Raw genomic sequence first — 16,653 nt, 5'->3', positions numbered from 1 at the left:
TGCGTGAAGGGAACCTGCCGGAATAGAACGGCATCAACTGAGGAGAAACCAGATGAACAGACTGATTGGAAAATCCCTGACACGGCGCGGCGTGCTTGGTGCGGGCCTCGCTACAGCCGGCGTGCTCGCCATGCCGTCGATCCTGCGCGCGCAGGACAAGTCGCTGAAGGTCGGCGTCTATGGCGGCTACTTCAAGAAATCCTTCGACGAGCACGTCTTCCCCGACTTTACCAAGGCGACCGGCATTGCGGTCGAGTCGGTCGCCGAGCCGACCGGCGAAGCCTGGCTGGTGCAGCTCGAACAGGCGTCCAAGGCCGGCCAGGCCCCGGCGGACCTTTCGATGATGTCGCAGACCTCGACGCTGAAGGGCCAGTCGACCGAATTGTGGACGCCGCTCGATACGTCGAAGTTCAAGCACTACAACGACCTCTTGCCGCGCTTCGTCAACAAATATCCGGATGGCCGGGTCGCCGGCATCGGCGCCGTCGCCTGGTGGATCACGCTGGTCTCCAACACCGATGTCTACAAGGATGCGCCGACCTCATGGGAGACGCTGTGGGACAAGGCCAATGAGGACAAGCTTGGCCTCCTGGCGCTTGCCTCGAACTCGTTCCTGCTCGAAGTGACAGCCAAGACCTTCATGGGCGGCACCAATGCGCTCGACACCGAGGACGGACTGAACAAGGCGTTCGAAAAGCTCGCCGAGCTCAAGCCGAATGTCCGGCTGTGGTATCGCGACGAGGCGCAGTTCGAGCAGGCGCTGAAGTCGGGCGAGATCCCGATGGGCCAGTATTATCACGACGTCACCGGCCTCGCGGTCGCCGACGGCTTCCATGTCCGCTCGACCTTCCCGAAGGAAGGCGGCATCCAGGATTCCGGCAATTGGGTGCTGTCGCGCGCCTCGACCAAGGTCGACGAGGCGCATGCCTTCATCGACTATATGAGCCAGCCGTCGATGCAGGGCCTGATGTCGCGCAAGGTCGGCACCACGCCGACGCTGAAGAAAGAGGTGCTCGACCTCAAGCCGGAAGAGTTCGCCGCGGTGTCGTCGGATATCGACCCGATCATCCCGCGCTACGACCTCTATACGTCGAAGGCCGACTGGATCAACCAGAAGTGGACCGAGCTGATCGTCGGCTGAGCCGCCCGTTCCGCTTGAAAACTGATCGGCCGCCGGATTTCCTCCGGCGGCCATTTCCTGGAATTGCTCCAGCGCACAGCCTGAGAGGGATGAGCATGTCCGGACTAGACATCAACGCCGTCACCAAAAAATTCGGCAACTTCGCCGCCGTCGACAATGTCCAGCTCAACGTGCCGCATGGCACGTTCGTGTGTCTGCTCGGCCCGTCGGGCTGCGGCAAGACCACGCTGCTGCGCATGATTGCCGGACTGGAGGAGCCGACCAGCGGCGCCATCGTGCTCGACGGCGAGGACATCACGCCTTTGCCGACGCACAAGCGCAATCTCGGCATGGTGTTCCAGTCGCTGGCGCTGTTTCCGCATCTCTCCGTCGGCGACAACATCGCCTATGCGCTGCGCATTCGCGGCGCCTCGAAGGAGGAGCAGAAGAAACGCGTCGACGAGTTGCTGGGCCTCATCCATCTGACCGGCTTTGCCGACCGTCCGGTGGCCAAACTGTCGGGCGGTCAGCGCCAGCGCGTGGCAATTGCGCGGGCCTTGGCGCTGTCGCCGAAACTGTTCCTGCTCGACGAGCCGCTGTCGGCGCTCGACGCCAAATTGCGCGAGGCCATGCAGGTGGAACTGCGCCAGTTGCAGCAGCGGTTGGGCATCACCACCATCGTCGTCACCCACGACCAGCGCGAAGCCATGACCATGGCCGACCTGGTCGTCGTCATGGGCCACGGCAGAATCCTGCAGGCGGCGCCGCCGATCGAGATCTACCGCAAGCCGGCCGACGCCTTCGTCGCCGACTTCATCGGCATCACCAATCTGCTGCCGGCCGAGATCGACAGCACCGGGCGTACCACCATTCTGGGCACAGCCATTCCAGGTCTTGCCATGCCGGCGGGTCAGACCAAAGCGTCTGTTTCGGTCCGCCCGGAGGACGTGCATCTGGGCAGCCCCGGCGGCTCGGCCATTACCGGAGAGGTGAGCTTCGTTCGCGATCTCGGCGGCACCATCGAGACCTTCGTCGACGTCGGCGGCACCAGCATCATTGCCGTGACCACGCCGCGCGAACGGCATGACGTGCCGGTCGGCGCCAAGGTCGGCGTAACGCTGCCGCCCGGCAGCTGCGTGGTGCTCGGCGCATGAGACGCGAGGCTCCGAAGTCGCTAGCCGACTACACGCCGCTGTTCTTTCCGGCGCTGATGCTGATCGTCTTCTTCGTCGTGCCGTTCTCGACGATGATCGCGGTGAGCTTCTTCAAGCGCAATCCGTCCGGTTTCTACACACCGGATTTCGTGTTCGACAATTACGCCCGCTTCCTGTCGGTATTCTTCGGCGGCGTGCTCGGCTTTTCACTGATGCTGGCGGTGCTGGTCGCCGTCTGCTGCGTGGCCATCGCCTTCCCCTTCACCTACCTTTTGACCCGCCGGCCGCGCCGCGTGCAGACGCTATGGCTGGTCGGCCTGTTGTCGGTGCTGTCGCTGTCGGAAGTCATTATCGGCTTTGCCTGGTCGACGCTGTTTTCGCGCACGGCGGGCATCACCAATCTGTTCGTGGCGATCGGGCTGATGGACAAGCCGGTGGCGCTGCTGCCGACCTTCGGCGCGGTGCTCACCGGCATGGTTTACCAGGCGCTGCCCTATACGATCCTGGTGCTTTACCCCGCTTTGGTCCGCCTCGATCCGACTCTGTTAGAGGCCGCGCGCACGCTCGGCGCCTCGCCTATCCGCGCCTTCTTCAACGTCGTCGCGCCGGCGCTGCGCAACACCATCGTGGCGACGCTGATCATGGTCTTCGTGTTTGCGCTCGGCTCCTACCTGCTGCCGCAGATTCTCGGACGGCCGCAACACTGGACGCTGTCCGTGCTGATCACCGACCAGGCGATCTACCAGTCCAACATGCCGTTCGCAGCCGCAATGGCGGTGTTCCTGGTGCTGATCTCGCTGGCGCTGGTCGGACTGACGCTGCTCGTCGGACGCCGGGAGAATGCACTATGACCGCGACCTTGCTGCGCCGTGTCTATTTCACCATCGTCGCTTTGTTCCTGGCGGCGCCGCTGATCGTGGTGGCCGGGGTTTCGGTCAACTCGCGGCAGGAACTCAGCTTCCCGCCGGTCGGCTTCTCGCTCGCCTGGTACGCCCAGATCTTCACCGACCCGGAATGGCGGCTGGCGCTGATCCATTCGGTGACGCTGGCCGTTTGCTCGGCGGCAATTGCGGTTGCTGTTGCGCTGCCGCTGGCCTGGTTCCTGTGGCGGCGCATCGCGCCCTGGGCAAACATTTTCCAGGTGCTGGGGCTTGCCCCCTTCATCCTGCCGCCGGTCATCACCGCGCTCGGCTTCCTCTCCTTCTGGGCGACGGTCGGGCTGTTCGGCCAGTTCTTCACCGCCATCATCAGCCACGCCATCTTCTTCGTGACGCTGCCGCTGGTGACGCTGTCGCTGGGCTTTGCCTCGATCGACCGCTCGCTGGTAGAGGCCGCCGCCACCATGGGCGCCGACGACCGCACGGTGCTGAAGACCGTGGTGCTGCCGCTGATCCTGCCCTACCTCGTCTCGGGCTACGCCTTCGCCTTCGTCTTGTCGCTCAACGAATACATCGTCGCCTACATGACGATCGGCTTCACCACCGAGACGCTGCCCATCAAGATCTTCAACGCGCTGCGCTACGGCTACACACCGACCATGGCTTCGGTGTCGGTGTTCTTCGTCGCGGTGGCGGCACTGGTGTTCGGCTCGATCGCCAGGTTCGGCGATATACGCAGGCTGCTCGGCGCGATGTCGTCGGACGGGAGCTGAGCGCAATCATTCTAAGTAACAGCACCAGTACAACACCCCTCGATCGCTGCTCAGACCACCAATGCCATGAAGGTGCTGAGTGCACCCTATGCACTCGCGCAGGCGGCAGCTTCGCGCCTCATCTCGGACTCAGGGGTGAACTTAAGTGCTCCTCGAAAGCGGACAACTGACTTCTTCGCCCGACTATTCGCCAGGGTCGAACTCACCTTTGAACAAGACTGTCTCCACCGGCCCGAGGGGATTGACGATCCGGCTCTCCAGGACTTCGACAAGTTTGCGTCCGACACCCGCTATGTCCACGAAATGAACGCCGATCTTCGCAGGCAAGAAACGTGACAGCCGCGTGCTGTCCCGAGTGACAATGTGGATGTCACTCCCGGGCGCGAGACCTCTTCTGCCAAGAGCGTGTAGTGCCCCCAGAAGGCCCAGTTCGTTGGCGCAAGCCAAGCCCGTCGGCGGATCTGACCAGGCCAGCATGCGATCGAACCAGGCTGCGCTCGATTCCATGGTGAACATTCCATGACCGATCAGCGACTGGTCGATCGGAATACCAGCCTCGGCCATTGCCCTTCCATACCCGGAAAGACGCATGGCACTCGCCTGGTCGCCCGGAACGAGAAGTTGCAGCGCAATGCGTCGGCAGCCCTTGTCCATGAGCCGCCGGGTCGCCTCGTAGGCAATCTGTTCATTGTCGATGTCGACATAAGGATATGCTGTATCCAGGTCAGTTCTTCCAAACGCGACGAATGGCATGCCTCTATCCAGCAATAGCTTAACTCGTGGATCACCCGAGACCATGCGCGTGATAATCAGTCCGTCTGTGCTGCCCGCCTGAAGCTGTCGCTGCACACTCTCGATGGGGTCATCATCGGGCGTGGTGGAGTAGATGGATAGACTATAACCCGCTTGCCGCGCCGCCAGCGTCATGCCTTCGATTAACGGAAGCTTCAACAGATCGGACAGATGATCTTGTGTTTCCATCGGGTAGATTGCTGTCATCGTCAGCGTGCGGCCAGTTTTGAGCGCGAAGCCATGATGATTTGGCACATAGCCGACCCGCTGCGCCACTTCCTTGACGCGAGCGATGGTGGCGGGATGAACCTCCGGCCCATCCTTCAGCGCGCGGGATACGGTGGTCACCGAAAGGGAAAGTTCCGCCGCGATCTGTTTCAGGTTGGTCATGTCGCCCGACCTCATTTGCGAAAGCGCCGGCTGATTTGCTGACTTCCACTACGTGACCGAATTCCACCTCACGGTCAATCCAAGCTCTCGCTAAAGCAGCTTGACTCTCCTGCAATTGGATGCAATCGTAACGTTACGATTGGCAATAATTGGCCATTTTTAGCGCGTCTCAACAAATTCTAGGGAGGAGAACCTATGTCTTGGTTACGCATTTCCTTGGCGGCATTCGCATTCTCGGCCGCCGTGCCGGTCTATGCCCAATCAGTCACCATCACGACCGCGGGCGGCGATTATGGCAACGCCATGAAGGAAGCCATGTGGGGCCCCGCTGCAAAAGAGCTTGGCTATGATGTCGGCGAGGAGACCCTAAGCGACGGCTTGGCCGCCCTGAAGATGCAGGTTACCTCGGGCGCGGTCACAACCGACGTCATTCACCTGGGCTCACCGGAGGGCGCGCAGGCCGCCGCACAGTCGCTGCTGGAGCCGCTCGACTACACGATCATCGACCCAAAGGCCGTGCCGGACGGCGCAAAGTCCGACTACTGCTATCCATTCGACTCCTATGGCACCGTCTTGTCGTGGAACACCAAGACCTATGGCGAAAACCCGCCGAAGACATGGGCGGAGTTCTGGGACGTTGCCAAATTCCCCGGCCGTCGTGCGCTGCGTGCCAATGCCCAGGACTCGATCGAGATCGCGCTGCTCTCCGATGGCGTAGCACCGGCGGACGTCTATCCCGTTCTCAGCACGCCAGAGGGTCTGGATCGCGCTATCAAGCGGCTCGAAGCACTCAAGCCGAATGTCGCCGTTTGGTGGACCTCGGGAGCGCAGTCGGCGCAGTTGCTGAAAGATGGTGAGGCGGATTTGGTCGTTACCTGGAACGGGCGGGCCCAAACCGTAAAAGCAGATGGCGGCGCGGCCGACTACACGTTCAAGGGTTCCGTCATTGGCACCGACTGTCTTGCGGTGCCGAAAGGGGCGCCGAACAAGGAAGCAGCTATGAAGCTCATCGCAGCGATGACACAGCCCGCGCGCGTGGCGAAGCTGACCGACTTCATAGCCTATGGCCCGGTCAATCCTGCTGGCTATGAGGGTGGCCTTATCCCCGAGGACCGTCTCAAGACGCTGGCGACCGCGCCTGAAAATGCCGGCACTTCGGTGTTTTCGAATTCAGAATGGTGGGTCAGGAATGGCGAGGCTGCCCAAAAAGCCTTCGATGAGATGATGGCCCGCTGAGTCTCAGCTCTAAGGCTTGAGCACATGATGAAGTCGCTCCCGATCACCATCGACAGCGTGCGCAAGACCTATGGATCTTACGTCGCGCTGGACGATGTCTCGCTCGACATTCGGGCTGGCGAATTCCTCACGCTGCTGGGGCCATCGGGATCGGGCAAGACCACGCTGCTCATGGCTCTGGCCGGCTTTGTCCGGCCGGATTCCGGTAGACTTCTGTTGGGCGATCGCGACATTACCCGCCTGGCCCCGAACAGGCGCAACATCGGCATAGTCTTCCAGAACTACGCCCTGTTTCCCCACATGAACGTTCTGGCAAATGTTGAGTATCCGCTGGTGCTGCGCAAGGTACCGAAAGCCGAGGCCCGCCAGCGGGCGCTCGACACTTTGGACCGCGTGAAGCTCGAAGGTTTGGCGGAGCGCAACATTGCCGCATTGTCCGGCGGCCAGCGCCAGCGGGTTGCGTTGGCGCGGGCGATCGTCTTCGAGCCGCGCGTGATGCTGATGGACGAGCCGTTGTCGGCGCTCGACAAGAATTTGCGCGAAACCATGCAGTACGAGATCCGGCGTCTGCACGATGATCTGGGGATCACCACGATTTATGTGACGCATGACCAGCGCGAAGCACTGATCATGTCAGACCGGGTCGCGGTGATGAATTCCGGCCGTATTCAGCAGATCGACACGCCACAGCGGATTTATGATCATCCATCGACCCGCTTTGTCGCGGGGTTCATGGGTGAGGCCAACATTGTGGCCCCGGGCGCGGTGCGCAGAATAGACGGCGCCGATGCATCAAGCGAAGCTCTGATGATCCGCGCCGAAAGCTTCCATCTTGATGCGAAGCTCGTCGGGCGAGACGGGGTGGCGCTCGAGGGAACGCTGCGCGCCAAGGCGTTTCGCGGCGAGAACTGGCTTTTGACGCTGGCGCTTGACGGCGGGCAAGAGATTCTTGTCTGCGTTCCGGCGGCGATGGCCAGCGGCTGCGGCGAGCTTGCGACCGGTCAGCGAGTGACCGCATATGCACCGGCAGCGAAAGTTCACGCGATACCGGGAGCAGGAGCGTGACCGTCATCGCCGATCCTGCGCTGGCGGCAGACGCACGACGCGAGCGGCGGTTCTTCCTGTCGCTTTCAGTGCCCGCGCTTTTGATCGTTGGGCTGGCGGCGATCCTGCCCATCGTCTGGATTATCCGGCAATCCTTCCTCACCACAGCGGGTGAATACACCGTCGGCAACTACGAGAAAGTGCTTTCGAGCGGACTGACATGGTCGGCACTCGTCACCACCCTTGAACTGTCCGTGGGCACGCTGGCGATCTGCATTCTACTCGGTACCCCCTTGGCGCTCGCCCTGGCCAGCACCAGACCAAGGATGGCCAATTTGCTGATGGCCTTCGTCATGCTGCCATTGTGGACCTCCATTCTGGTGCGCACCTATGGCTGGCTCGTTCTGTTGCGACGCGATGGCCTGATCAACGCGGCTTTGACCGGTTCAGGCCTGACAGCTGAGCCATTGCCGCTGGTTTACAATTTCACGGGAACGCTGATCGGCATGGTTCACTACATGCTGCCGCTTTTTCTGCTGCCCGTTTATGCGGCGATGCGCGATATCGATGCAAACCTCGTCCGCGCGTCGGCGAGCATGGGCGCCACTCTCGGGCAAACGATCCGCACGGTCATTCTGCCGCTTTCGGCCGGCGGCATCTTCTCGGGTTCGATCATCGTCTTCATTTACACCATAGGGTTCTTCATCACGCCCGCGGTGCTTGGCGGCGGCAAGGTAAACCCTCTTTCCACCCGGATCGAGCGCACGCTATCGACCTTCCAGGATTGGGGCTCGGCGAGCGTCCTGGGCATCCTGCTCCTCGTACTAATGGCGTTGGTGGGGATGATGTTCCTGGCTGCGCGGCGGCTGATTGCCGGACGCAGCATCGGCACAGCCCATGCTTGAAGCCTATCCAGATAGCAGGCTGGCCCGCATCCTCCTGTGGAGCTTTTGCGCGCTCGTTATGGCGTTCCTGATGCTGCCGACGCTCGTCGTCGTGCCGCTCTCTTTTTCGGCGTCCAATCTTTTGGAGTTCCCGCCGCGCGCATACTCGTTGCGCTGGTACGAGGCTTTCTTCGGTTCGGCGGCATGGATGGCCGCACTCAGGACGAGCCTGATCCTTGGCACATTGACGGCGATGATCGCAGTGCCCCTGGGGCTGCTGGCCTGCATTTCGATAAATCGGCTCGGCGGAAAGGCCGCCATTGCCATTCAGGGTATTCTGCTAACCCCTTCTATCGTGCCGGGAATCCTGCTCGCTATTGGTCTCTTCTTTGTTCTGGCGGCCCAACGTCTGGTCGGAACGCTGTTCGGTGTCCTGGTCGGACATGTGGTGCTGGCCGTTCCGGTCGCCTGCATTGTGTTGTTGCCCGCCTTGGCCCGCTTTGACTGGAACCAGGTTCAGGCGGCGCGCAGCCTGGGCGCAAACTGGGCAAGAGCCATTGGCGGAATAATTGTCCCCCAACTTCGGATAAGTCTGTTGTCGGCCACGCTGATGGCCTTCCTGACCTCGCTCGATGAATCCGTCATTTCGATCTTCGTCGCGAGTGGTCAAAACAGCACGCTGCCGAAGCTCATGTTCCTGTCGCTGCGCGATCAGATCGACCCGACCATTGCGGCGATTTCGACCTTGTGGACCGTCATCGTCGTGGTCGTTGTCCTCGTCGTGACCCTTCGCCAAAAATCCTGACCGAGATTGGAAACATGCCCAACAATCATCATGCAGCCGACGATCTGGCGGATCATTCAACGGACATACCCCAGGTGGGGTTGGCGATCATCACCGGCTCGGCGAATTGGGGTCTCGCCTTTCCGGAAGATGTCGAAGTCGATGGCGTCCGCACCTTGCAACGAGACATGAGTTTCGAAACCCCTTTCGGTCCCAGCGACAATTGGAAACTGCTCGAATTCGATGCATCTATTACCGTCGAGGGCAAAACGAAACGTGCCCTGTGCATGTATTCGCACGGCAATCCCCGAGACCATATCGACCATTCCTGTCATCGCCGCGCGTTCTGGGTCTTGATGAAAGCGGGTGTAAGGCAAGTGCTGGCCTGCTCGACCGTTGGCGCCGTCAACAAGGCGATCCAGCCCGGCGACATAGTCGTAAACGCCGATATCATCGAACTGTCGCAGACCCCGTTTTCACTTCTGCCTGGCCGCCAGAGCTTCGACTGCTCGGGCAAGCAGATCGTATGTCCAAGATGTGCGGCATTGTTGGCCGAGACCGCCCGGCGCCATTGGCCAGCCGAATGCCGCGTCCATGGCATCGAGCAGCAGTTGGTGGCTGCCCACTGCTACGGGCCGCGACTGACAACTCCCGCCGAAGCTCTGGCGTATCGAAACATGGGAGCGGACGTGCTCAACCACTCGATCGCCCCTGAGGCCACCTTATCGCGCGAGATCGGCGCCTGTTTCGTGCCCCTGGCGTTCGTCACGGCCGGCTTCAACGACTATATGGACCGCGAGCGCCAGAAATTGCTGCAGGAGCACGTGCTGCCGAGCCTCTCTATGACAGCCTCGCGGGTTGCGCTGGAGACCGCGGCGCGACTTCCGGCCAATCCGGAATGCTCTTGCCACGGCTTGAAGTCGCCCCAACCGGCAGAGCGTTCTACCCGGTTCTGAAAAGCAGCGAGAGTCTGGGATCGTTCACTCGCAACGATGCTCGCGTCGAACTGAGAGTCCGCTTTTGAAGATCCCACGCCCGAAGCGTTCGGCCGCTTCCGGTCCAAAAGGCGACACCAGACATCTGCTCTGCAGTGACTGCTTCGGGCAGTTGGCGGACCGCTTGGTGCGTCTTCAATGGCTGAAGACGAGCGGCGGCGCAATCTTATCCCGCCGCAGCCAGCGCGCGAGCAGCAGCACCGCCACCACGGCCAGACCTGACGCCAGGCCGATCCAGATGCCGACGCCGTGCAGGCCGAAATGGAAGGCGAGCAGCACGCCGAGCGGCAGGCCGATGCCCCAATAGCCGATCGCGGCATAGATCATCGGCACCTTGGTGTCGTGCAGGCCGCGCAGCATGCCGGCGGCAACGGCTTGCGCACCGTCGAAGATCTGAAACAGCGCGGCAAAGGCCAGGAACGACACGGCCAGCGCGATCACCCTGGCGTTCGCCGGATCGGTCATGTCGATGAAGGCGCTGATCAACAGATGCGGCCACAGCACCATCACCAGCGCCATCAGCGCCATGGACGAGACGCCGATGACGAAGGCGGTCCAGCCGGCGCGCGAAACGCCTGCCGGATTGCCGGCGCCGTGGGCCAGCCCGACGCGCACGGTGACGGCCTGGTTGAGACCGAGCGGCACCATGAAGGAGATCGAGGCGATCTGGATGGCGATGGCGTGCGCGGCCAGCGAATCCGCATCAATCAGGCCCATCAGCAGGGCTGCTGCATTGAAGATCGTCACCTCGAAGGCGAGGATGCCGGCGATCGGCATGCCGAGCCGCAGCAGACCCTTGAAGCGCGGCCAGTCGGAGCGCCAGAAGCGGCCGAACAGGCGATAGCGGCGAAACTTCTTCTCCAGCATCACCACGGCTGCCAGGCCGCAGAACATCAGCGTGCTCGACAGCGTGGTCGCCAGCCCCGAGCCGGCAATGCCCATCGAGGTGACGCCGAGATTGCCGAACATGAACACCCAGTTGAAGAAGGCGTTGCAGGCAACGGCGACGAAGACGATGATCAGCGCCCAGCCCGGCCGCTCCAGCGCCGAGATGAAGGAACGCAGCACGATATAGCCGTAGAAAGGCAGCACCGCCCATTCGAGCCAGCGCAGATAGATGCCGGCCTGACGCGCCAATGCCGGCTCCTGGCCCATGGCCAGCAGAATGGCCTCGCCATGCCACAGCACCATCCAGATCGGGATCGAGATCAGGATCGCCAGCCACAGCCCTTGCCGCACGGTGCGGCGCAAATCGCGCACCGAATAGCGGCGGCGGCCAAGCTCGGTGGCGATCATCGGCGAGGTCGCCAGCATCAGGCCGAGGCCGAAGATCAGCGGCATGAAATAGAGGTTGGCGCCGAGCGCGCCGCTGGCCAGCGTGTCCGCGCCCAGACGCCCCATCATCATGACGTCGGTGGCGGTCATCGCGGTCTGGCCGAGATTGGTGAGCACCATCGGCCAGGCCAGCGCCAGCGTCGCCCTGATTTCCTGACGCCAAAGATTTTCCGGCGCACGAGCGCCGGCTTCGATCGCAGACATTGTCCTGCTCTTTCCGATTGCGGCGCGTCGGCAACGAGGCCGGAAGCCGCACTTCCAAACGGCAAAACCTTCGGTTTCGCAGCGTTTGCGTCGTTCTATTGGACGAAATGCGGCATGAAGGCAAGGGAGGACGGGCAGCCGGCGATTGAGCCAGAAGCGGGAACCCTCCTATCCGGCTGCCCTTGGATCAGCCGATGCTTTCGCCGCCGTCGATCACCAGTGCCTGGCCGGTCATGAAGGATGAGCGGTCGGAGACGAGGAACAGGATCGCTTCTGCGATCTCTTCGGCGCTCGCCCAGCGGCCCATCGGAATCTTGGTGCGGACATAGGTTTCGATCGCCTCGCGTCCGCCCATCTGGGCGATGAACGGCTCGTTGAAAGGCGTGTCGACCCAGCCCGGGCAGAGCGCGTTGACGCGCACATTGTGGCGGGCATAGTCGAGCGACATCTGTCTGGTCATCGCCACCACCGCATGTTTGGACGTGGCATAGGCGATCATCTCGCGGTCGTAGAAGACGCCCGAATTCGAAGCCGTGTTGAGGATGACGCCGCCGCCTTGCGCGACCATCGCCGGCATGGCCAGCCGCGCGGCCAGGAACTGCGCCCGTACATTGATGCGCCAGGACGCATCCATGCCATCGACCTCGACCTCGGTCAGCGTGCCGCCGACCTGGATGCCGGCGTGATTGTGCAGGATGTCGATGCGGCCATACTTGCCGAGCGTGCCTGTGATGAGCTGCCCGACCGCCGCGTCGTCAGAGACGTCGGTGACAATCGCCTCGGCCTGCCCGCCCACTGCCCGGATGTCCGCCGCCGTGGTCTCGCCGCTGGCCAGATCCCGGTCGGCGATGACCACCAGCGCGCCTTCCCTGGCCATGATCATGGCGCCGGCGCGGCCGATGCCGGAACCGGCGCCCGTCACCACGGCGATGCGGTCTTTGAGGAGCATGAATTTGTCTTTCAGCTGGATGGCTTGTTCAGTTTGACGGCTGGCGCTGGCGCAGCTGCCATTGGGCAAGCACCACCAGAAGAACCGAGGCGACGAGCACGATGGTGGCGATGGCGTTGATTTCCGGCGTCACGCCGCGCCGGATCGAGGCGAAGACATAGATCGGCAGCGTCGTCTGCGCGCCGGCGACGAAGAAGGCGACGATGAAATCGTCGAAGGAGAAGGTGAAGGCGAGCAGGAAGCCGGCGATCACCGCCGGCATGATCTGCGGCAGCACGATCGAGCGAAACGTCGTCAGCGGCGTGGCGTAGAGATCGCTCGAGGCCTCGACCAGGTTGCGGTCGAGGCTGGCGAGACGCGTGCCGACGATTATCGTCACCAACGCCATCGAAAACAGGCCGTGGGCGGCGATGATCGATCCATAGCCGAGCGACAGGCGCGGCGGCTGGTCGTTTGGCCAGATCGAGGCGAGGAACGGGTTGAGCACGCCAAACAACTGGACCAGCGCGACGAGCGTCGAGATGCCGATGACGACGCCGGGAACGACGATCGCGGCACCCATCAGCGCGTCGAAGACGGCGCGGGTTCTGAGCCCGACCCGCGCCAGGCCGAGTGCGGCTGCCGTGCCGCACACCGCCGCCAGAAGCGCGCTGGTGGTGGCGATGAACAGGCTGTTCTTCAATGCCTCGACCAGGAACGGGTTCGACAGCGCCGTGCCGTACCACTGCACCGAAAAGCCGGTGAACTCGCTGGCATGGCGGCCGGCGTTGAAGGAAAACAGCACGACCAACGCAATCGGCAGATAGAGGAAGGCGAAGACGGCTGTGACGAAGGCGCGCATCAGATCAGATCCACCCTGCGGGCGCCCGACACCCGCGTCGAGATGCGGTTGGCGGCAATCAGCACCACCACCGAAACCGCCACCAAGGTGATGGCGATGGCCGATCCGAACGGCCAGTTGCGCGACTGCAGGAACAGGTCGACCAGCGCGTTGCCGATGAAGAACACCTTGCCGCCGCCAAGCAGCGTCGGGATCAGGTATTCGCCAAGCAGCAGGATCATGACCAGCGAGAAGCCGGTCATGACGCCCGGCAGCGACAGCTTCAGCGTCACGCCTAGGAAGGTCGAGAGCGGCGTCGCGCCGAGATCGGCAGAGGCTTCCAGCAGCCGTCGGTCGAGCCGCTCGAGACTGACATAGATCGGCAGGATCATGAGCGGCAAATAGCCATAGACGATGCCGAGCAGCACGGCGCCCGGCGTGTTGATCAGCCTGACATCCTCGGTGCCGACAAAGGCCAGCAGTGCGGGAATGCCGCGTCCGCCCAGAATGTACATCCAGGCATAGGTGCGCATCAAAAGGCTGGTCCAGAACGGAATGACCACGAGCGCCAGCAGGATCAGCCGCCAGCGTTGCGGCGCCTTCAGGGCAAGGTAGTAGGCGACAGGGTAGGCGACGAGCAGGCAGGCAAGCGCGCCCACCGGCGCCAGCATCATCGTGTTCCAGAAGGCAGTCGCCCGCGCCGGGAGGTTGGCATATTGCGCCAGCGTGAAGGCGGCCTGGTAGCCGCCCTCCGGCGCCCGCTCGCCGACGCTGAACACGGCAATGGCGACGAACGGCAACACCAGAAACACCACCAGCCACGCTGTAGCCGGAGCGAGCAGCAGCGCTGTCAGGATGTTATACCGAAATCTGTTGCCGTGCATGGAACCCGCCCCGATGCCGGCGGACATAGGCCCGCCGGTTTCCGTTTGCGTCAGGCCAGCCTCAAGCCGACTTGAAGCGCGCCATCAGCTCGGCGCGACCCGGATCGGTCAGTGTTGCCGCCGCGCCGAACTCAAGCGGTGTCAACAGGTCGGCCGCCGGGTAAAGGATCGGATTGTCGAGCACTTCCTTGGGCAGCAGCTTGTTGACGCGTGCGTCGGTCGAGGGCGCGCCGTTGGCGAGATGCTCCTTCACAGCAACCTCCGGGGTCATCAGATAATTGAGCAAGGCATAGCCGGCCGGCTTGTTCGGCGCGTCCTTCGGGATGGCGTAGAAGTCGGTCCAGATCTCGCCGCCCTCCTTACCCAGCACATAGGCGATCTCCGGGATATCGCGATGCAGCTGTGCGCCGTCATTCGTCCAGCACATGGTCATCCAGGCGTCGCCCGCCCGCATGCCCGGCTGGTAGTCCGAAGAGACCGCGAACAGATGCGGCTTGACCTTGAGCAGCAGTTCCTCGGCCTTGGCGAGTTCGTCCTGCTTCAGCGAGTTGAAGGAATAGCCGTAATATTTCAGCGCGTTGCCGATGGTGGTCAGCTGGTAGTCATGCACCATGGTGCGGCCATCACCCTCGGCCATGGCGACGTCCCAGAATTCCTTCCAGCTCGTCATCGGCTTGGCCAGCTTCTTGGTGTTGACGGCAAAGCCCGTGGTGCCCCAGTTCTTCGGCACCGCGTAGGTCGTGCCGTCGATCGTGCCTTCCGAGGTGAAGCGCGGGTCCTCCTGGGAGCCGTCGAAATTCGGCAGCTTGGCCATGTCGAGCGGATCGATGATGCCGAGTTTCTTGTAGGTCGAGATCGTGTAGTTGGTCGGCACGAACAGGCTCCAGCCCGAGGCGCCGGCCTGCAGCTTGGCAAGCATCTCCTCATTGGAGCCGAATACGTTGACCTCGACGGCGACGCCGGTGTCCTTCTTGAAATTCTCGAAGGTCTGCGGGTCGTGATAGTTCGGCCAGGTGGCGATCGACATGCGGTCGCCGAGGTTTTCGGCGGCGAAGGCCGGCGTCGGCATGATGCCGAGCTCGCGCGCCATCACCGCGGTTGCGATGCCCAGGCCGGTGAGGCCGAGGAAATCGCGGCGGCCGATCGAGCCGCGCTTCAAACGCATCAGTTGGTCGACGAAGTTCTCAGGGCTTATCGGCAGTCCGTCACGATATGATTTCGACATTTTTTGCTACCCTCTGGTTGGTCCCGTTGTTCTTGGTCTCCGGAAACGCCAGCGGCGTCCCGGAGGCAAAGCCGATGGCGACGGGTTCACCCGGCTTGAAGAGATTGCCGTGGCCGATCACATGGTCGGCCTTGGCCAGCAGCGTTCCGATGCCCTGGACCTCGATGGCGTATTCCGCGGTCGAGCCCAGAAATATCCGGTTGCGGACGATGCCCTTGAACAGGCTGCCTTCCGTGGCGCCGAGGCTTAGCGATTCAGGGCGCAGGCTGACGGAAACGGCCTCGCCCTGCTGCAAGGCAGTTCGTTTGCGCGCCGCAATGACGGTGCCGTCGGCGAGCGCCACATTCACCAGATCGCCGGTATGCCCGGCGACCTTGCCGCTCAACAGATTGGTCTTGCCGACGAAATCGGCGACGAACAGATCGGCCGGCTCGTCATAGATTTCACTTGGCTGGCCGAGCTGGACGATGCGGCCGCCGTTCATGACGCAGACGAAGTCGCTCATCGACAGCGCTTCCTCCTGGTCGTGGGTGACCAGCACGAAGGTGATGCCGATTTCACGCTGCAGGTTCTGCAACTCGATCTGCATGTCGGTGCGCAGCTTCTTGTCGAGCGCCGCCAACGGCTCGTCGAGCAAAAGCACCGCCGGCTTGTTCACCAGCGCGCGCGCCAGTGCGACGCGCTGCTGCTGGCCGCCGGAGAGTTCGTGGATCTTGCGGCTGCCATAGCCGGCAAGCCGCACCATTTCGAGCGCCTCGCCAGCGCGTCGGCCGATTTCCTGCGACGACAGGCGCGGCCTCGCCTGGCGTAGCCCGTAGGACACATTGGCTTCCACATCGAGATGCGGAAACAGCGCGTATTGCTGGAACACCATGTTGACCGGGCGGCGATAGGGCGGCGTGCCGGCCATGTCCTGGCCGCGGATGAACACCTGGCCTTCGCTCGGCTGTTCGAAGCCGCCGATCATGCGCAGGCATGTCGTCTTGCCGCAGCCGGACGGTCCGAGAAGGGCGACAAAGGCGGAGGGCGGCACAGCCAGATCGATGCCGCTGACAGCGGTCACGGCGCCATAGCGCTTGGTGACGCCGCGAAACTCGATGTCGGGCACTGCGGTCAAAGTGCTGGCTCCAGCAACAGGGCTATTTCAGGACGCTACCAGAGCCAATGGCGGCTAGTATATACCTCG

General features: G+C 62.6%; 16 protein-coding genes. 9 read left to right on the top strand and 7 right to left on the bottom strand.

What is annotated here, in order from left to right:
* Nucleotides 1–52 precede the first annotated feature (52 nt).
* The 4 genes from NKI05_RS08620 (at nt 53) to NKI05_RS08605 (ending at nt 3,925) form a co-directional block, all read left to right on the top strand.
* The gene (locus tag NKI05_RS08620; RefSeq protein WP_023671275.1) at nt 53–1,141 is read left to right on the top strand and encodes an ABC transporter substrate-binding protein; all 1,089 of its coding nucleotides are present in this window, start codon (nt 53–55) and stop codon (nt 1,139–1,141) included.
* 95 nt (nt 1,142–1,236) lie between these two features.
* Nucleotides 1,237–2,274 (top strand): ABC transporter ATP-binding protein, encoded by a 1,038-nt coding sequence (locus tag NKI05_RS08615; RefSeq protein ID WP_023695892.1) that lies wholly within the window; start codon nt 1,237–1,239, stop codon nt 2,272–2,274.
* On the top strand, nt 2,271–3,125 hold the full coding sequence (locus tag NKI05_RS08610) for an ABC transporter permease (RefSeq protein WP_023695891.1): 855 nt from the start codon (nt 2,271–2,273) through the stop codon (nt 3,123–3,125). Before NKI05_RS08615 ends, NKI05_RS08610 begins: the two co-directional genes overlap by 4 nt.
* A complete protein-coding gene (locus tag NKI05_RS08605) occupies nt 3,122–3,925 on the top strand; it encodes an ABC transporter permease (RefSeq protein WP_023671272.1) in 804 nt (267 codons plus the stop codon). Before NKI05_RS08610 ends, NKI05_RS08605 begins: the two co-directional genes overlap by 4 nt.
* Nucleotides 3,926–4,108: 183 nt before the next feature.
* Here NKI05_RS08605 and NKI05_RS08600 read toward each other — a convergent pair whose 3' ends face one another.
* The gene (locus tag NKI05_RS08600; RefSeq protein ID WP_023815995.1) at nt 4,109–5,107 is read right to left on the bottom strand and encodes a LacI family DNA-binding transcriptional regulator; all 999 of its coding nucleotides are present in this window, start codon (nt 5,105–5,107) and stop codon (nt 4,109–4,111) included.
* A gap of 195 nt (nt 5,108–5,302) precedes the next feature.
* On the opposite strand from NKI05_RS08600, the gene NKI05_RS08595 reads away from it, so the two are divergent.
* Genes NKI05_RS08595 through NKI05_RS08575 form a run of 5 tightly spaced genes read left to right on the top strand, consistent with a single transcriptional unit; the run spans nt 5,303 to nt 10,011 of the window.
* Nucleotides 5,303–6,343 (top strand): ABC transporter substrate-binding protein, encoded by a 1,041-nt coding sequence (locus NKI05_RS08595; protein WP_023815996.1) that lies wholly within the window; start codon nt 5,303–5,305, stop codon nt 6,341–6,343.
* Between the two features lie 27 nt (nt 6,344–6,370).
* Nucleotides 6,371–7,408, top strand: a complete 1,038-nt coding sequence (locus tag NKI05_RS08590) for an ABC transporter ATP-binding protein (protein ID WP_023815997.1) — start codon at nt 6,371–6,373, stop codon at nt 7,406–7,408.
* Complete coding sequence (locus NKI05_RS08585) at nt 7,405–8,292, top strand: ABC transporter permease (RefSeq protein WP_023815998.1); 888 nt, start codon at nt 7,405–7,407, stop codon at nt 8,290–8,292. The genes NKI05_RS08590 and NKI05_RS08585 overlap by 4 nt, the downstream gene beginning before the upstream one ends.
* On the top strand, nt 8,285–9,076 hold the full coding sequence (locus tag NKI05_RS08580) for an ABC transporter permease (RefSeq protein ID WP_023815999.1): 792 nt from the start codon (nt 8,285–8,287) through the stop codon (nt 9,074–9,076). The genes NKI05_RS08585 and NKI05_RS08580 overlap by 8 nt, the downstream gene beginning before the upstream one ends.
* A 14-nt stretch (nt 9,077–9,090) precedes the next feature.
* Entirely contained in the window at nt 9,091–10,011 is a 921-nt protein-coding gene (locus tag NKI05_RS08575) for a phosphorylase family protein (protein WP_023700447.1), read from the top strand.
* 174 nt (nt 10,012–10,185) lie between these two features.
* On the opposite strand, the gene NKI05_RS08570 is transcribed toward NKI05_RS08575, so the two are convergent.
* The 6 genes from NKI05_RS08570 to NKI05_RS08545 form a co-directional block, all read right to left on the bottom strand.
* Entirely contained in the window at nt 10,186–11,589 is a 1,404-nt protein-coding gene (locus NKI05_RS08570) for an MATE family efflux transporter (protein ID WP_023816000.1), read from the bottom strand.
* A 187-nt stretch (nt 11,590–11,776) separates the two neighbouring features.
* Nucleotides 11,777–12,538, bottom strand: a complete 762-nt coding sequence (locus tag NKI05_RS08565; RefSeq protein ID WP_023816001.1) for an SDR family NAD(P)-dependent oxidoreductase — start codon at nt 12,536–12,538, stop codon at nt 11,777–11,779.
* A 28-nt stretch (nt 12,539–12,566) separates the two neighbouring features.
* Complete coding sequence (locus NKI05_RS08560) at nt 12,567–13,379, bottom strand: ABC transporter permease (RefSeq protein WP_023683576.1); 813 nt, start codon at nt 13,377–13,379, stop codon at nt 12,567–12,569.
* Nucleotides 13,379–14,242, bottom strand: a complete 864-nt coding sequence (locus NKI05_RS08555) for an ABC transporter permease (RefSeq protein WP_023816002.1) — start codon at nt 14,240–14,242, stop codon at nt 13,379–13,381. The genes NKI05_RS08560 and NKI05_RS08555 overlap by 1 nt, the downstream gene beginning before the upstream one ends.
* A 61-nt stretch (nt 14,243–14,303) precedes the next feature.
* Entirely contained in the window at nt 14,304–15,467 is a 1,164-nt protein-coding gene (locus NKI05_RS08550) for an ABC transporter substrate-binding protein (RefSeq protein WP_023683578.1), read from the bottom strand.
* Nucleotides 15,448–16,584: an ABC transporter ATP-binding protein gene (locus NKI05_RS08545; protein WP_023755456.1), complete on the bottom strand. Its 1,137-nt coding sequence runs from the start codon at nt 16,582–16,584 to the stop codon at nt 15,448–15,450. Before NKI05_RS08545 ends, NKI05_RS08550 begins: the two co-directional genes overlap by 20 nt.
* Between the last annotated feature and the right edge of the window lie 69 nt (nt 16,585–16,653).

This window comes from Mesorhizobium sp. M0771 (genome assembly GCF_040320155.1).
GTDB lineage: Bacteria > Pseudomonadota > Alphaproteobacteria > Rhizobiales > Rhizobiaceae > Mesorhizobium.
The sequence above is the reverse complement of the archived record's forward strand: the minus strand, read 5'-3'. Positions and strand labels throughout refer to the sequence as shown.